The organism is Nocardiopsis sp. NPDC007018, assembly GCF_040635075.1.
Lineage (GTDB): Bacteria > Actinomycetota > Actinomycetes > Streptosporangiales > Streptosporangiaceae > Nocardiopsis.
Genome location: NZ_JBEYHA010000057.1, coordinates 1 through 12,935 on the forward strand (window position 1 = coordinate 1; position 12,935 = coordinate 12,935).

Annotated in this window: 12 protein-coding genes, 1 pseudogene and 1 CRISPR repeat array; of the genes and pseudogenes, 7 read left to right on the forward strand and 6 right to left on the reverse strand. The window is 70.4% G+C overall.

The window, feature by feature from the left end; genetic code table 11:
* Nucleotides 1-85: 85 nt before the first annotated feature.
* From ABZ635_RS23075 to ABZ635_RS23100, 6 genes and pseudogenes are all read right to left on the reverse strand, one after another.
* Nucleotides 86-1,015, reverse strand: a pseudogene (locus ABZ635_RS23075) (AMP-binding protein); the annotation flags it as partial.
* Between the two features lie 214 nt (nt 1,016-1,229).
* Nucleotides 1,230-1,436 (reverse strand): hypothetical protein, encoded by a 207-nt coding sequence (locus ABZ635_RS23080; protein ID WP_357768775.1) that lies wholly within the window; start codon nt 1,434-1,436, stop codon nt 1,230-1,232.
* 167 nt (nt 1,437-1,603) lie between these two features.
* Nucleotides 1,604-1,873 carry a hypothetical protein gene (locus ABZ635_RS23085; RefSeq protein WP_357768777.1) on the reverse strand — a complete coding sequence of 90 codons (270 nt, stop codon included), beginning with the start codon at nt 1,871-1,873 and terminating at the stop codon, nt 1,604-1,606.
* Nucleotides 1,874-2,021: 148 nt separating this feature from the next.
* Nucleotides 2,022-2,546 (reverse strand): GNAT family protein, encoded by a 525-nt coding sequence (locus ABZ635_RS23090; protein ID WP_357768826.1) that lies wholly within the window; start codon nt 2,544-2,546, stop codon nt 2,022-2,024.
* A gap of 290 nt (nt 2,547-2,836) precedes the next feature.
* Complete coding sequence (locus ABZ635_RS23095) at nt 2,837-3,178, reverse strand: hypothetical protein (protein WP_357768778.1); 342 nt, start codon at nt 3,176-3,178, stop codon at nt 2,837-2,839.
* Nucleotides 3,179-3,250: 72 nt separating this feature from the next.
* On the reverse strand, nt 3,251-3,337 hold the full coding sequence (locus ABZ635_RS23100) for an SHOCT domain-containing protein (protein WP_357768828.1): 87 nt from the start codon (nt 3,335-3,337) through the stop codon (nt 3,251-3,253).
* A gap of 86 nt (nt 3,338-3,423) precedes the next feature.
* Nucleotides 3,424-3,943: a CRISPR direct-repeat array (repeat unit 29 nt; unit sequence CGGTCCATCCCCACGTGCGTGGGGCTCGC).
* A gap of 165 nt (nt 3,944-4,108) precedes the next feature.
* Here ABZ635_RS23100 and cas3 point away from each other — a divergent pair.
* The 7 genes from cas3 to cas1e are packed head-to-tail and all read left to right on the forward strand — an operon-like array spanning nt 4,109 to nt 12,932.
* Nucleotides 4,109-6,865, forward strand: a complete 2,757-nt coding sequence (gene cas3 / locus ABZ635_RS23105; protein ID WP_357768780.1) for a CRISPR-associated helicase Cas3' — start codon at nt 4,109-4,111, stop codon at nt 6,863-6,865.
* A 45-nt stretch (nt 6,866-6,910) separates the two neighbouring features.
* Nucleotides 6,911-8,485, forward strand: a complete 1,575-nt coding sequence (casA, locus tag ABZ635_RS23110) for a type I-E CRISPR-associated protein Cse1/CasA (RefSeq protein WP_357768782.1) — start codon at nt 6,911-6,913, stop codon at nt 8,483-8,485.
* Nucleotides 8,482-9,372: a type I-E CRISPR-associated protein Cse2/CasB gene (gene casB, locus ABZ635_RS23115; protein ID WP_357768785.1), complete on the forward strand. Its 891-nt coding sequence runs from the start codon at nt 8,482-8,484 to the stop codon at nt 9,370-9,372. Before casA ends, casB begins: the two co-directional genes overlap by 4 nt.
* Nucleotides 9,369-10,502, forward strand: a complete 1,134-nt coding sequence (cas7e, locus tag ABZ635_RS23120; RefSeq protein ID WP_357768787.1) for a type I-E CRISPR-associated protein Cas7/Cse4/CasC — start codon at nt 9,369-9,371, stop codon at nt 10,500-10,502. Before casB ends, cas7e begins: the two co-directional genes overlap by 4 nt.
* The gene (gene cas5e, locus ABZ635_RS23125; RefSeq protein ID WP_357768789.1) at nt 10,499-11,254 is read left to right on the forward strand and encodes a type I-E CRISPR-associated protein Cas5/CasD; all 756 of its coding nucleotides are present in this window, start codon (nt 10,499-10,501) and stop codon (nt 11,252-11,254) included. Before cas7e ends, cas5e begins: the two co-directional genes overlap by 4 nt.
* Nucleotides 11,251-11,934: a type I-E CRISPR-associated protein Cas6/Cse3/CasE gene (gene cas6e / locus ABZ635_RS23130; protein WP_357768791.1), complete on the forward strand. Its 684-nt coding sequence runs from the start codon at nt 11,251-11,253 to the stop codon at nt 11,932-11,934. The genes cas5e and cas6e overlap by 4 nt, the downstream gene beginning before the upstream one ends.
* A gap of 5 nt (nt 11,935-11,939) precedes the next feature.
* A complete protein-coding gene (cas1e, locus tag ABZ635_RS23135) occupies nt 11,940-12,932 on the forward strand; it encodes a type I-E CRISPR-associated endonuclease Cas1e (protein WP_357768793.1) in 993 nt (330 codons plus the stop codon).
* Nucleotides 12,933-12,935: the final 3 nt, after the last annotated feature.

Sequence of the window (12,935 nt, forward strand, 5' to 3'; positions counted from 1 at the left end):
TAGAGTGGCCTAAAGCCCTGGCCTTACTGGGGTTTCACAGATCGGCTGATGTGGTCTGATGGCTCCCTGAGGGTAGTTTCTGTAACTGCCCGAAGCAGTTGTAGAAGCCCAGGTCCGGCAGGGCGGCGCGGAGACGGTCCAGGACCGGCCCGGGCATGATCGAGGCGCCGTAGTAGGCCTTGCGCAGGCTGGTCAGGTCGTGGTCGTCGAACGAGGGGTGGTTGGCCATCGCCACCCACAGGGTCGGGGCGGCGAAGAAGGCCCCGTGCCCGTCGGCCTCGATCCGCCGCAACAGGTCCTGGGGGTCGGGCGCCTCCACCAGGGTGTTGCGGGCGCCCAGCGACAGCCACGGCATCAGAAAGACGTGAAGCTGCGCCGAATGATAGAGGGGCATCGCGTGCAGGGGGTTGTCACCGGCGTCCAGGTCCAGCCCCACCAGGCACGACAGGTACTCGTGCACCAGGGCACGGTGCGTCATCATGGCGCCCTTGGGCCTCGACGTGGTGCCCGAGGTGTACAGGAGCTGCACCAGGTCGGTGTCGGCCACGTCCGTGTCCAGCGCGGGCACCGGACCCCGCGACGCCACCTCCAACAGCGACCCCGGGGCGTCCCGCAGCTCCAGCACCTGCTCCACGCCGGTCTCGGTGCGCAGGGCGTCCACGGCCGACCGCAGCGCCGGGTCGACCAGGGCCACCGTGCTGCCGGACTGTTCCAGCAGGTAGGCGAGTTCGGCCCCCTGGAGAGCGAAGTTGATGGGCACGTGCACGAGCCCGGCGCGGGCGCAGGCCAAGAACCCGATCAGATAGGCGTCGGAGTTCCTCCCGTAGGCCGCGACCCGGTCGCCCTTGACGGCTCCCGTGGCCAGGAGGCGCGCGGCGGCCCGGGTCACGGCGTCGTCGAGCTCCGCGTAGGTCCACTCTCGGTCGGCGAAGACGAGCGCGGTGTTACCCGGAGATCGGACGGCGCTCCGGTGAAGGAGGTCGTCCACGCGGCTGGAGGTCGTCACTGCGGTCATGGCACCTGGTCTCTTCCCGTCGGTGCGGCCCGGAGGAAGCCGGGCCGCGCACACGGCCACCATCCTGTTGCCCCGGGTTCGTCCCGGCAAGACCCACAGGCACGGGAACGCCCTGTAGCTGGCCGGTGGGAGCCGACCGCAGGGCCCAGACGCCCGAGGCGCCCCTCCCAGCGAAGGCGCGATCCAGCCGGCGCGCGGAACCCGGGAAGGCGGGTCACCCCTCACTGTCGGAAAGCCGGTTCACCGTGACCACCGACCACACCGTCACACCGGCCAAGACCACCCAGACGGCCCACATCACCCAGAGCACCCAGAAAGCGCCCACGGTCACCGTGGCCGAGCCCAGGGCGATGAGGGTCATCCCGGTGGAGGTCACCAACAGTCCGGTTGTTCGTCGGGCTCGTTTCAGGTCCTCGTCCATGGGGAGATCCTAGGAGTTTCGGCAGGGGCCCAACCCACGGCATGGGGGGTCACTGGCGCCCGGCATCGAGGGAGCGGTCGGCGACCGATCCGTCCCCCAGTGGGGCTCACGGCGCGGCGCTGACGCTGACTCGGTAACGCCCTCCCCTCCTTACCGGGTGCGACTCCTCATGCCCGCTTGCCCTTGGCGATCTGGTCCACGCGGGCCGGACTGATACCCAGCTCGGCGGCGATCGCACGCACCGTCCGCCCCTGATCCCGGAGTTCGGCGACGGCAGGCTGACGGACGGCCTTCAGGGCCATCTCGATGTCGGCGAGAGCGGCCAGAAGGTCCCCGACGAGTTGCGCTCGGGTGAGAGGGTCGGGCTCTTCGGCGAGTACGCCCGGGAGGGTGGTGGGGAGTGTGCGCAGGTGTACGAGGGTTTCGCGTGCGTCCATGTGTCGAGTCTAGGCGTCTGGACATGACCTCCGGGCAGACACACGCGTAGCCCCGGGGTTCGCCAGGTCATCGACCCGGGGCCGGTGTCACGACACGGACCACCAGCCCGACGGTCGAAGCTCGCCAGACCGCGAACAAGTGGCGGGTTCACCCGAACAACTGCTGTTTCACCAGTGACGTCCCCTCGAACTCCTCCGGGATCGCGTCCATCAGCACCTCGTTCACCGTCTCCCCCAACCAGCGGTTGGAGTTGCGGCGCACACCCTGACGTTTGAACCCCGCCTTCTCGTACGCCCGGATCGCCCCCGTGTTCGGTTCGAGGACCGTCAGGTACACGCAACGCAGGTTGGTGACATGGAACGCGTAGTCCAGGACCAGCCACGTCGCCTCCGAACCCACCCCTCGACCGCGGCCTTCACCCATCGCCACGACGTACTCGCCATTGCCGCGCGGCTGGTCGGTATACACCTTGGCGATCCCGACCGGTGTTGGCTCCTGACCGGTGAGGTCGTAGATGGTGAAGCGGAGTTCGTGGTCCGAGGCCCGATCGTAACCGTCGACAAGGATGTGTTGAGTGACCTGGAGCGGCTGCGGCGTCCGCCGGTTGTAGCCGACGATCGTGGGAATCTCCTGCTCCCACCGCCAGTACCGTTCGACCAGATCGGGCCGGATCGGGCCGGATCGGACCGATCCCGGCTAGGACACCGCGCAACCAGATCAGAGGTTCGCTCACGTGTTCTTCTCCTTCGGGGGTGGCGCCAGCACGAGGGCGCACCTGCGGATGCGCTCTTCTCATCGGGGACAGCTCTCGCTGGCCCATCCCCACGTGCGTGGGGCTCACGTCCTGCGCGAACTCACACTGGAGGCTCAGTCCGGCCCATCCCCACGTGCGTGGGGCTCACTTCACGCGGACACCGAACGCCGGATTCTCAGCATTGAACTCCACGAACCGCGCCCCTCCGTCAGCGTTCCGAGATAGAGGAGGACACGTGCACACCTCCGTGGAACTGACCACCCATAACTGCCGTCCCCGTGAACGGCCCGGTGATCGTGTTGTTGGTGCCCGCCCCGGCGGACTTGAACAGTTCGATCATCTCCATCTGGTCGCGCCATCGCTGCGTCTTCTTTTTGATGCGGTGGTCCAGGAGGAAACCACGGCAGGAACACAGCAACGACATGACCGCGAGCACGGCCATCAGGTTCCCAGGCGGAGTGTCAGGGATGAAGAGGAGGAAGAGGATGCTTCCCCACACGGTCGCCTGTGCGTAGCCCAGCTTGGTGTTCTCGGTCTGCTCGGGGAACACGGGGGGATTCTCCGTTGGTTGCATGGCCGAATTCTAGTGACGGCCGGTCACGCACCGTGGTGGAACCGCGAATCACAGCCCGAGCAGCTGCCGCTTCTTCGCCTCGAACTCCTCATCAGTGATCGTCCCATCGTTGCGGCGCTCTGCCCACTGCTTCAGTTCCGCAGCGGGGGAGAGGGAGGCCGGCGTGGACTTCTTCGGCTTGGGGCCGCGGGCGGGGCGTCCTGCGAGGTGTTCGCGGGCGAGGGCGGTCCATCCCCACGGGCGTGGGGCTCGCTGGCACGATGCGCCCGGTGGTCTGCATCGTGTCGGTCCATCCCCACGTGCGTGGGGCTCGCACGCCGTACTCGCGCTGAACGCTGCGGGTGGCCGGTCCATCCCCACGTGCGTGGGGCTCGCGGAGAACTGGAGACCCGCATGGAGAACGTCATCGGTCCATCCCCACGTGCGTGGGGCTCGCAGGTGTGGTTGTCCCAGAAGGCGCGATGATCGCGGTCCATCCCCACGTGCGTGGGGCTCGCCGCTACCGCCACGGCACCCCATGGAAGAGGGCCGGTCCATCCCCACGTGCGTGGGGCTCGCTCGACCTCACCGGCCAGGCCCCGGACGAGATCCGGTCCATCCCCACGTGCGTGGGGCTCGCGAGTCCGCGTTGGACATGCTGTTGGCCTAGGCCGGTCCATCCCCACGTGCGTGGGGCTCGCGGCGGCCGCACCCCGTTCCAGATCCTGGACGACGGTCCATCCCCACGTGCGTGGGGCTCGCACTTAATGACCTGCGACAACACAGGCCGTTATCTCCACGAGACCTACCGGCCGGTTAAGTAGTGGCCGACCCCGGCCAACCCTCACGAAAACCCCACCGACTGTCACCCGCCAACGCTAACTTTGCCTCATCTGATGCTCTCACGCCCCTTGGAGCACTCTCGGAATGACAGCCGACCCCCCTCCCCTCCCCGACCCCGATGATGCGCACCCGCGCATCGATCTCGACCTGTGGGCCAAGGCCCGCCACCTGAACGGCCACCGGTACCCGTACGTCCTCCACGCCCTCGACGCCACCGCCGCCGCGCTCGTTCTGTGGGACGTCGTCCTGTCCGACGGCCTGAAGCGTCGAATCTCCGCGGGCCTGGGCACGGACGATACCCATGCCCGCGCTCTGGTCGCCTTCTGGGCCGGGTGCCACGACGTCGGCAAGCTCATCCGCGAGTTCCAGGAACAGATCGACCTCGACCTGTCCGCCTACCCCGCCTACCCGCATCCCGGGGATCAGTCCGGCCACGCCTCCGTCACCCACCAGTGGCTGGTCACCGCGCTCGGCGCCCTCGGTTACGACGACGACCACGGATTCACCGCCCACCTGGTGGCGCAGCTCCTGGGCGGCCACCACGGGATCTATCCGGACCCCCTCGACCAGTACACGACGCCCCGCTTCCAGAACGATGCCTGGCAGAAGCAACGCGAGGACGCGACCCGAATCGTCCACGAGGCGGCCGGTTCCCCAGAACCGCCCGCCCGCTTCGAGACCGCAGCCGCCCCGCTGGTCTGTGGCCTGGTCATTCTCGCCGACTGGCTGGTCAGTCAGGAGCACTTCCTCCTCGACCGGCTCAGGACCCCTCCCGGCGACGGTGGGCGCTCAGCCCTCCTGGCTCACGTCCAGGCCTCCGCCGCGAGAATCGCCGACCTGGTGCGGGAGGCGGGGCTGCACCGCCTCACCGTCTCCCCCGCCTCGTTCACCGAGTCCTTCCCGGGGTTCACCCCCAACGGTCTCCAGAGTTCCCTGGCCCGCCACCTCCCCGACCTGTGCGCCGAGGGAGGACTGGTGCTCATCACCGCTCCCCCGGGTGAGGGAAAGACGGAGGCCGCCCTGTACGCAGCGGACCTGTTGGGCGCGGCGACCGGGCACGACGGCCGCTTCCTGGCCCTACCGACCATGGCCACCGCGGACCAGATGTACGGCCGCCTGAGGGCGTACGCGCGAGGCCGCTCAGAGGTCAGGTCGCCCCTGACGCTCCTGCACTCCATGGCCTGGCTGAACCCCGAGTACGCACCCACCGACCAGGAGCTGTCCCGCGCCGACGACCTCGCCCCCACGAGCTGGCTCATGAGGGCCAAGCGCGGCCTGCTCGCCTCCTGGGCGACCGGCACCATCGACCAGGCCCTCATGGCGGTGCTGCCCTCGCGGCACAACGCCGTCCGTATGTTCGGCCTGGCGGGGAAGGTCGTGATCGTGGACGAGGTGCACTCGACGGACCCCTACATGCAGATCCTGCTGGAGCGTCTGCTGCACTGGCTCGGCGTCTACCGCGTCCCGGTGGTCCTGCTGTCCGCCACCCTGCACCACTCGGTGGCGAACTCGTTGGTGAAGGCCTACGTCACCGGTTCCAAGGGCAGGGTGAAGCGTTCCGCGCCCGCGTTCGTGGAGAAGATCCAGTACCCGGGTTGGCTGCACGTCCACCCCGACAGCGGAAAGGTCACCACCCAGCCCGAACCCTTCGCGACCACGGAGCGAAACCCCCTGAGGGTCGATCTGGTCCCCGTCCCCCTCAAGGATCGGCGTCCCGATCGGGAGCGGGCGCTCCGCGACCTCCTGGCCCCGCTGGTCGCCGAGGGCGGGTGCGCCGCGGTCATCTGCACCACCGTCGCCGAGTCCCAGCAGACCAGGGACCTGTTGGCCGCGTGGTTCGCCGCTCTGGACGACCCTCCGGAGCTGTTCCTCCTGCACGCCCGCTTCCCCCAGGAGCAGAGGACCCGCATCACTGCGGAACTCACGCGCAGACTGGGCAGGAAGGGGGCCGAGAACGGCGACCGACCCACGCGGGCCGTCATCGTGGCCACCCAGGTCATCGAGCAGTCCCTCGATCTCGACCTGGACCTGCTCGTCACCGACCTGGCCCCCGTCGGTCTGCTGTTGCAGCGCGCGGGCCGCTGCTGGCGGCACGAGCACCTGAGGATCGTCACACGCCCGGCCTGGGCCACGGAGCCGCGGATGGCGGTCCTGGTCCCGCGGGAGGAGCAGAGCTCGCGACACGTCCCCCGTTCCTGGCAGTACGTGTACACCCCGTCCCTGCTGATGCGCACGCACACACTGCTGGCCCGCAGGGAGGGCGCCCGCGTGAGGATTCCGGAGGACATCCAGTCCCTGGTGGACGACCTGTACGACGATCCGACCCTCATCGAGGACGTCACCGCGGACCTCACGCGGATCGGCGAGGAGTTGGCGCTGCGCACACACGGACGCAACGCGGTCATCCCCAGCAGCCGGGAGGTTCACGGGGACCTGTCTCGGCTCACCCGGGCCGACTTCGAGATCGGTGAACACTTCCTGGCCACACGGTTCGGTGCCGACTCGGTACGGGTCCTGTGCTGCTACGGCGACGCTCGGGGCCGCCTGTGGCTGGACGAGGACCTGACCCGACCCCTGCCCGCCACCGACTCCAAGGGACGGATGTCCGGGGACGACCTGCGTTCGGTGATGGCCCGCACCATCCCCCTGCGCGCCGACCGCAACACCCAGCCGCCGCTGGCCGAGGCCAACCGGGTTCCGCAGGGCTGGGAGCTCAACTTCCACCTGCACGACCTGGTGCTCCTGGTCCACCCGGTCCGCGGCGGCACGACGGGGGAGGCCGCCCTCGGCGACAGACGCCTCTACCTCCATCCCGACAACGGCCTCGAAGAACGTGCCTGACCCTGACCCGGACCCTTCGTCCGGCCGACCTTCCACGGAGTGACGGTGACCCCCTCATACGACCTGGCCGAGCGGCCCTGGCTACCGGTGCGCGCGGCGGACGGGACGCCCGCACCCGCCGTCGGGCTCCGGGAACTGCTGTCGCGCGCCCACGAGTTCTCCGACATCGAACTGCCGATTCCGCCCGCCTCCGCCCAGCTGTGGCGGGTGCTGACCCTGGTGGCGGCCCGTGTCACCGGTCTGGACCTCGCCGACGATGTCGGCGACTGGTACCGGGCGCGCCGCCGGGTCCTGGACGCGGGCGCGTTCGACCCGGACCGGGTGGAGGCCTACTTCTCCTCCCTGCCTGGCCGCTTCGACCTGTTCCACCCCGAACATCCCTGGTGTCAGGACCCGCGCCTGAGTCAGCAGTGCGCCAAGGCCTCGGGGGTGAACAAGCTCGCCTGGGGCCGCACCGCTGGTCAGAACCAGGTGTGGCTGGGCGGCCACCACCACGACCTGGCCCCGGTGCCCCTTCCTCCCGACGAGGCCGCCTGGCACCTGCTGGCCACCCTAGGGTACGGCCCCTCCGGGCGCTGCACCTCGCGCACGGTCGACGGTCGTTCCGAGGCCAACAGCACCGCGGGGCCCCTGCGCGGGACGGTGTCCTTCCACCCGTTGGGGCGGACCCTGTTCGAGAGCCTGGTCGTGAACATCCCCTTCGACGGGGACAGCGAGGATGAGGCCGGGGACGTCGAACCCGCGCCGTGGGAGCGCGACACCCCGCCCGATCCGCTGGGGGCGCCCCAGGAGTCCACCGGACTGGCCGGAACCCTGCTGAACCAGGCCTCTCACGCGGTCCTGCTGGTACCCGGCCCGGGCGGCGACAAGGTCGTCGACGCCTACGTCACCTGGGCCCGGCGGGACCGCCCGGTCCCGCCCACCGACCCCTACCTCATCCACCTGTTGAGCAAGAAGGGGCAGCGGTACGCCCGCCCCGCCGACGCCACGCGCGCGGTCTGGCGCGACCTGGACTCGCTTCTGTCGGAGGACACCCAGGAACGCTTCCGGCCCGAGCTCCTCGGCCACCTCACCAGCATGAGCCACCTGCCCGGCGACCTGTACCGCGCGTTGCGGCTGCGGGCCTTCGGCTTCGACCAGGACGGGCAGACCCGGGACCGGCAGTGGTTCACCACCACCACGCCGGCGGTCCTTCGCTGGCTCGAGGACTCCGCCGACCCCTCCGAGGAGGCCGTCGCGGCGCGCACCCGGATTCGGCTCGCACGCCGCTCGGCCGAGTCCCTGGGGTCGCGGCTCAAGAAGGCCCTCACCGAGGCCTGGAAGGAGGGGAACAGCCCGAGCGGCGGCTCCGGGCGGACCGATACCGGGACCGGCCCCTGGCTGCGGCGCGGGCTGTCCCGGTACTGGGCGGAGGCCGAGAGGGAGTTCTGGCGGATCGCCATGGACGCCGACGCCAAGGGCCCCGGCACCGTCTTCTCCCGTCTGGCGCTGGCCTCCTACGACGAGGTGACCGGGCCCTACTGTTCCCGCCCCCGTGTCGCCGCGGTCGTGGAACGGCACCGGCGACCACTGTTCCCGAGGCGGCCCGGCCGCCGCACCGACCAAGGAGGCGACACATGATCGAGACGAAGACGCAGGAGAGGGAACGGAAGAAGGGGCGGGAGAAGGAGCCGGTGACGGATCGGCACGTTCTCCGCGCCGCCGACCGGATGGCGGACCACCTCGAGGAGCGGGTGCGCAACGAGCCCGCCGTGCGGGCCGTGCTGCGCAGGGCGAGCGGCAAACGGGGCGACGACCCGGCCGTCCTGCCGGTCCACGGTTTCGTGGCCCGCTACCTGGACCGACTGCTCACCTCCATCGAGGACGACGACCGGGCCCGGTGGCGGTTCCACGAGGCGGACGTGGAGCGCGCCTTCTACGGGGTGGCCGCGATGATCGCCGCCCAACCCCGTCAGGCGCGCGACCGGACGGGTGTGGAGACCGGTGTGGAGGACTCCGAGTCCGGCCAAGAGTCGACCGTGGAGTCCGCAGGGGGCTCCGCCGGGCAGGCCCCGCAGGCCGCGTCCGACCCCGACCAGGCCACGTCCGGCACCGACCAGACCGCCTCCGACACCGACCGGGACACCCCCGGTACGGACGCGGAACGGCGGCCCGCCGACCCGCTGAGGAGGCGTTCCAACCTCGGGGCCGTCCTCGGCGAGGCCGTCACCCGGGGGCGGCTCAACGCGGACACCACCGAGGAGCGCCTCCACCTGCTGTGCCGTCAGTCCGTGGACGGGGTACACGCACAGCTCCCCCGCCTGGTCCTGCACGCCTGCGACAAGGGCGTCACCCTCGACTGGGGACGTCTGGCCCTGGACCTGTCCCGGTGGGGCGCCGACCGGGACGCCGTGGCCAAGGAGTGGGTGCAGTCCTACCACCGCACCATCGAGACCGAGAGGGCCGGGCGCGACGAGCCCCGGGCCCAGAACGACACCGACGACGATTCCGAGGACCACACCGCATGAGCACCCCCGCCTTCCTGGACGTTCACGTCCTGCACACGCTCCCCTACTCCAACATCAACCGCGACGACCTGGGTTCTCCCAAGACCCTCGTCTACGGCGGAACCGAGCGCACCCGCGTCTCCAGTCAGAGCTGGAAGCGCTCCGTCCGGCACCGGGTCGAGGAGCGCCTGGGCGACCCGGCGGTCCGTACGCGCCGTATCGTCGGAGAGATCGCCCGACGACTCACCGCTCTCGGCTGGGAGCCCGACCTCGCCGAGCAGGGAGGCCGTCAGGTCGTCCTGTCCGCGGCCAAGAACGGGATCAAGCTGGAGAAGGAGAAGGAGGGGGAGTCGCAGTCGACCTCCGTGCTCTTCTACCTCCCCGTCTCCGCGATCGACGCCCTGGCCGCCATCGCCGACGAGCACCGTGAGGCCGTGGCCAAGGAGTCCGCCAAGAAGACCCCCAAGGGGGTCCTGCCCGCCGACGACGTCGTGGCGGTGCTGCGCTCGCGCAACGCCACCGTGAACCTGTTCGGCCGCATGCTCGCCGAGATCCCCTCCACCGAGGTGGACGGGGCCGTGCAGTTCGCGCACTCCTTCACCACCCACGGCACCAGCGTGCAGGCGGACTTCTTCACCGCGGTCGACGACGTCCCCAAGCAGGACGACCACGGCAGCGGCCACATGAACGTCGGCCAGTTCAGCACCGGCACGTTCTACCGGTACGCCAACATCGACCTGGCCGGGCTGCTGCGCAACCTCGACGGGGACACCGTGGCCGCCCGCGAGCTGGTGTCGGAGTTCCTGCGCGCCTTCCTGGACACCGTCCCCTCGGGCAAGCAGAACGCGACGGCGGCGATGACCCTGCCCGACCTGGCCCACGTGGCGGTGAGGTCGGACCGACCGGTGTCGTACGCGCCCGCGTTCGAGGCGTCGGTGCGCGGCGCGGAGGGGTACGCGCCCGCCTCGGTGTCGCGGCTGAGCGAGTACGCCGGGCGGCTCGGCCAGCTCTGGTGGCCCGGAACCGTCCTGTCCTCCATCCACGCCGGGGTCGACGACAAACCGGTCGACCACCTCGGCGAGCGCCTGACGAGCTACCCCGAGCTGGTCGAGGCCTCCGTGACCGCCGCCTACCCCGGGGACGGGTCGTGACCGGTCTCCTGCTCCGCCTGGCCGGACCGATGCAGAGCTGGGGCGAGCACAGCGTGTTCGGTGAACGCGACACCCTGTCCTTTCCCAGCCGGTCCGGCCTGGTGGGCATGTTCGCCGGGGCCCAGGGCGTGGGGCGGGAGGAGAGCCTGGAACGCTACGAAGGGTTGCGGCTGCTCGTCCGCGTCGACCGGCCCGGTGTCCGCATGAGCGACTTCCACACGATCGGCGGAGGCCTGCCCCGGGAGCGGACGGTGCCCACCGCCGAGGGCAAGCGGCGCCCCGAGGGCGCGACCACCATCGTCACCCGGCGGGCCTACCTGGCCGACGCGGTGTTCACCGTGGCCGTCACCGGGCCCGGGGCCGAGGACATCGGCCCCGCCCTGTCGTCCCCGCACTGGCAGACCTACCTGGGGCGGCGCTCGTTCGTGCCCGACCCTCTGCTGGTGTTGCGGGACCGGGTCCCCGACCCCGAACACGAACTGCGCACCACGGTCCCGCTGCCCCACCGCCGTGTCCCCGAGGGGCGGGAGAGCGTCGAGGTCGACATGGTCTCCGAGCAGGTCTGTCCCGGTGAGGCCGACGGCCGGGCCGTCCTCAACGACGTCCCCGTCTCCTTCGCCTCGGCCCGCCGCCGGTACACGAGCCGGGAGATGCGGGTGGAGAGGACCGCGGTGCCCGCGGCACTGGTGGCGACCAGCATCCGCGCGTACCAGGAACGCCTGTTGGACTACGTCGTCAAGGAGCATCGTTGACCTGGCTCACGAAGATCACCCCCGACCTGTCGGCGCGGCGGGCCCGGGCCGCCTTCGCCAACGCCGGGGAACTGCACCGGCTGATCATCGGCCTGGCCGCACCCCACCTGGGAGAGGAACCCGTGTCCTCTCCCAGGCAGCGCGCCGGTCTGCTCTTCCGGGTGGACGAGGGCCCGGCCGGGCCGCTCCTGCTCGTCCAGAGCCGGGACCGGCTCGACCTGACCCGGGTCGGCGACGGCATCGGGCAGACCGCCGAACGCGACCTGACGCCGTTCCTCGACGGGCTGGAGAAGGGGCGGGAGGTGCGCTACCGGCTGGCCGCCGCCCCCTCCAAGAGGCTCGGCAAGTCGGAGAAGAACGCCGAGCGGCTCGGTGACCGCGCACGGCCGGGCGTGCGCGCCTACACACGACCGCTCCACGGAGAGGACGCCGAACGATGGTGGCTCGACCGCGCCGAGCGCCACGGACTGGAGCCGCACCAGGTGCTGAGCGCCGGGCTGGGACCGGCCCTGGACCCGGGTAGGAGCGGCAGGCGCGGGATACGCCTGCACATGACCCGGTTCGACGGATACGCGGTGGTCACCGACCCCGACGCGGTGCGCCAGGCCGTGGTGGAGGGCGTGGGGCGGGGCAAGTCGTTCGGCTGCGGGCTGCTCAGCCTCGCCCCGGCGGAGTGGTGAGGCCGATGACCGGCGTGAGTGAGCCCCGGGCGGCCAAGAAGCTGGCACGGCCGACCCTGGCGATGTTGCCGAAGGTGTCGGAGAACCTGTCGTTCCTGTACGCGGACATCTGTCGGATCGTGCAGACCGACACCGGGGTGTGCGCGGAGGTCGCCGCCGGGGCGGGCAGCGTGCACCGGGTACAGATCCCCACAGCGTCCCTCGCGTGTCTCCTCCTCGGCCCGGGCACCTCCATCAGCGCACCGGCGCTGGCGACGTTCATGCGGCACGGCACGACGGTGGTCTGTTGTGGATCGGGCGGCATCCTGCACTACGGGAGCACGGTGCCCGAGAGCCGCACCACCGCGTGGCTGGACCGGCAGGTACGGGCCTACGCCGACGACCGGGCCCGTATGGCCGTGGCCCGGCGCATGTACGAGATGCGGTTCGGGGAGGAGGTAGAGGCCGGGATCGGTATCGAGCGCCTGCGCGCCCTGGAGGGCCAGCGCATGAGGGCGCTGTACCGGACCCTGGCGACCAAACACGGGGTGAAGCCGTTCAAGCGCAACTACGATCCGGCCGACTGGGACGGTCAGAACCCCGTGAACAAGGCGCTGTCGGCGGGGAACGCCGCCCTGTACGGGGTGGTGCACTCGGTCATCGCACACCTGGGGTGCTCCCCCGCCCTCGGCTTCGTGCACTCCGGAAAACAGCAGTCGTTCGTCTACGACATCGCCGACCTGTACAAGGCCCGGACCACGATCCCGCTGGCGTTCTCCCTGCACGGTGCGCAGAACCCCGAGGGTCGGGCCCGGACCCAGCTTCGGACGGACCTGCGGCTGTACAAGATGATCCCGCACATCGTCCGGGACATACAGGTACTGCTCGATCCCGACCTCCAGGACGAGGACGACGAAGGGCCGGAGACGGCGTCGCGTCGGTGGCGGGTGGTCGACCTGTGGGACCCGTCCTCCGGTGCGGTCTCGGGAGGGGTCAACTACGCGGGGACGGGGGACTGATGG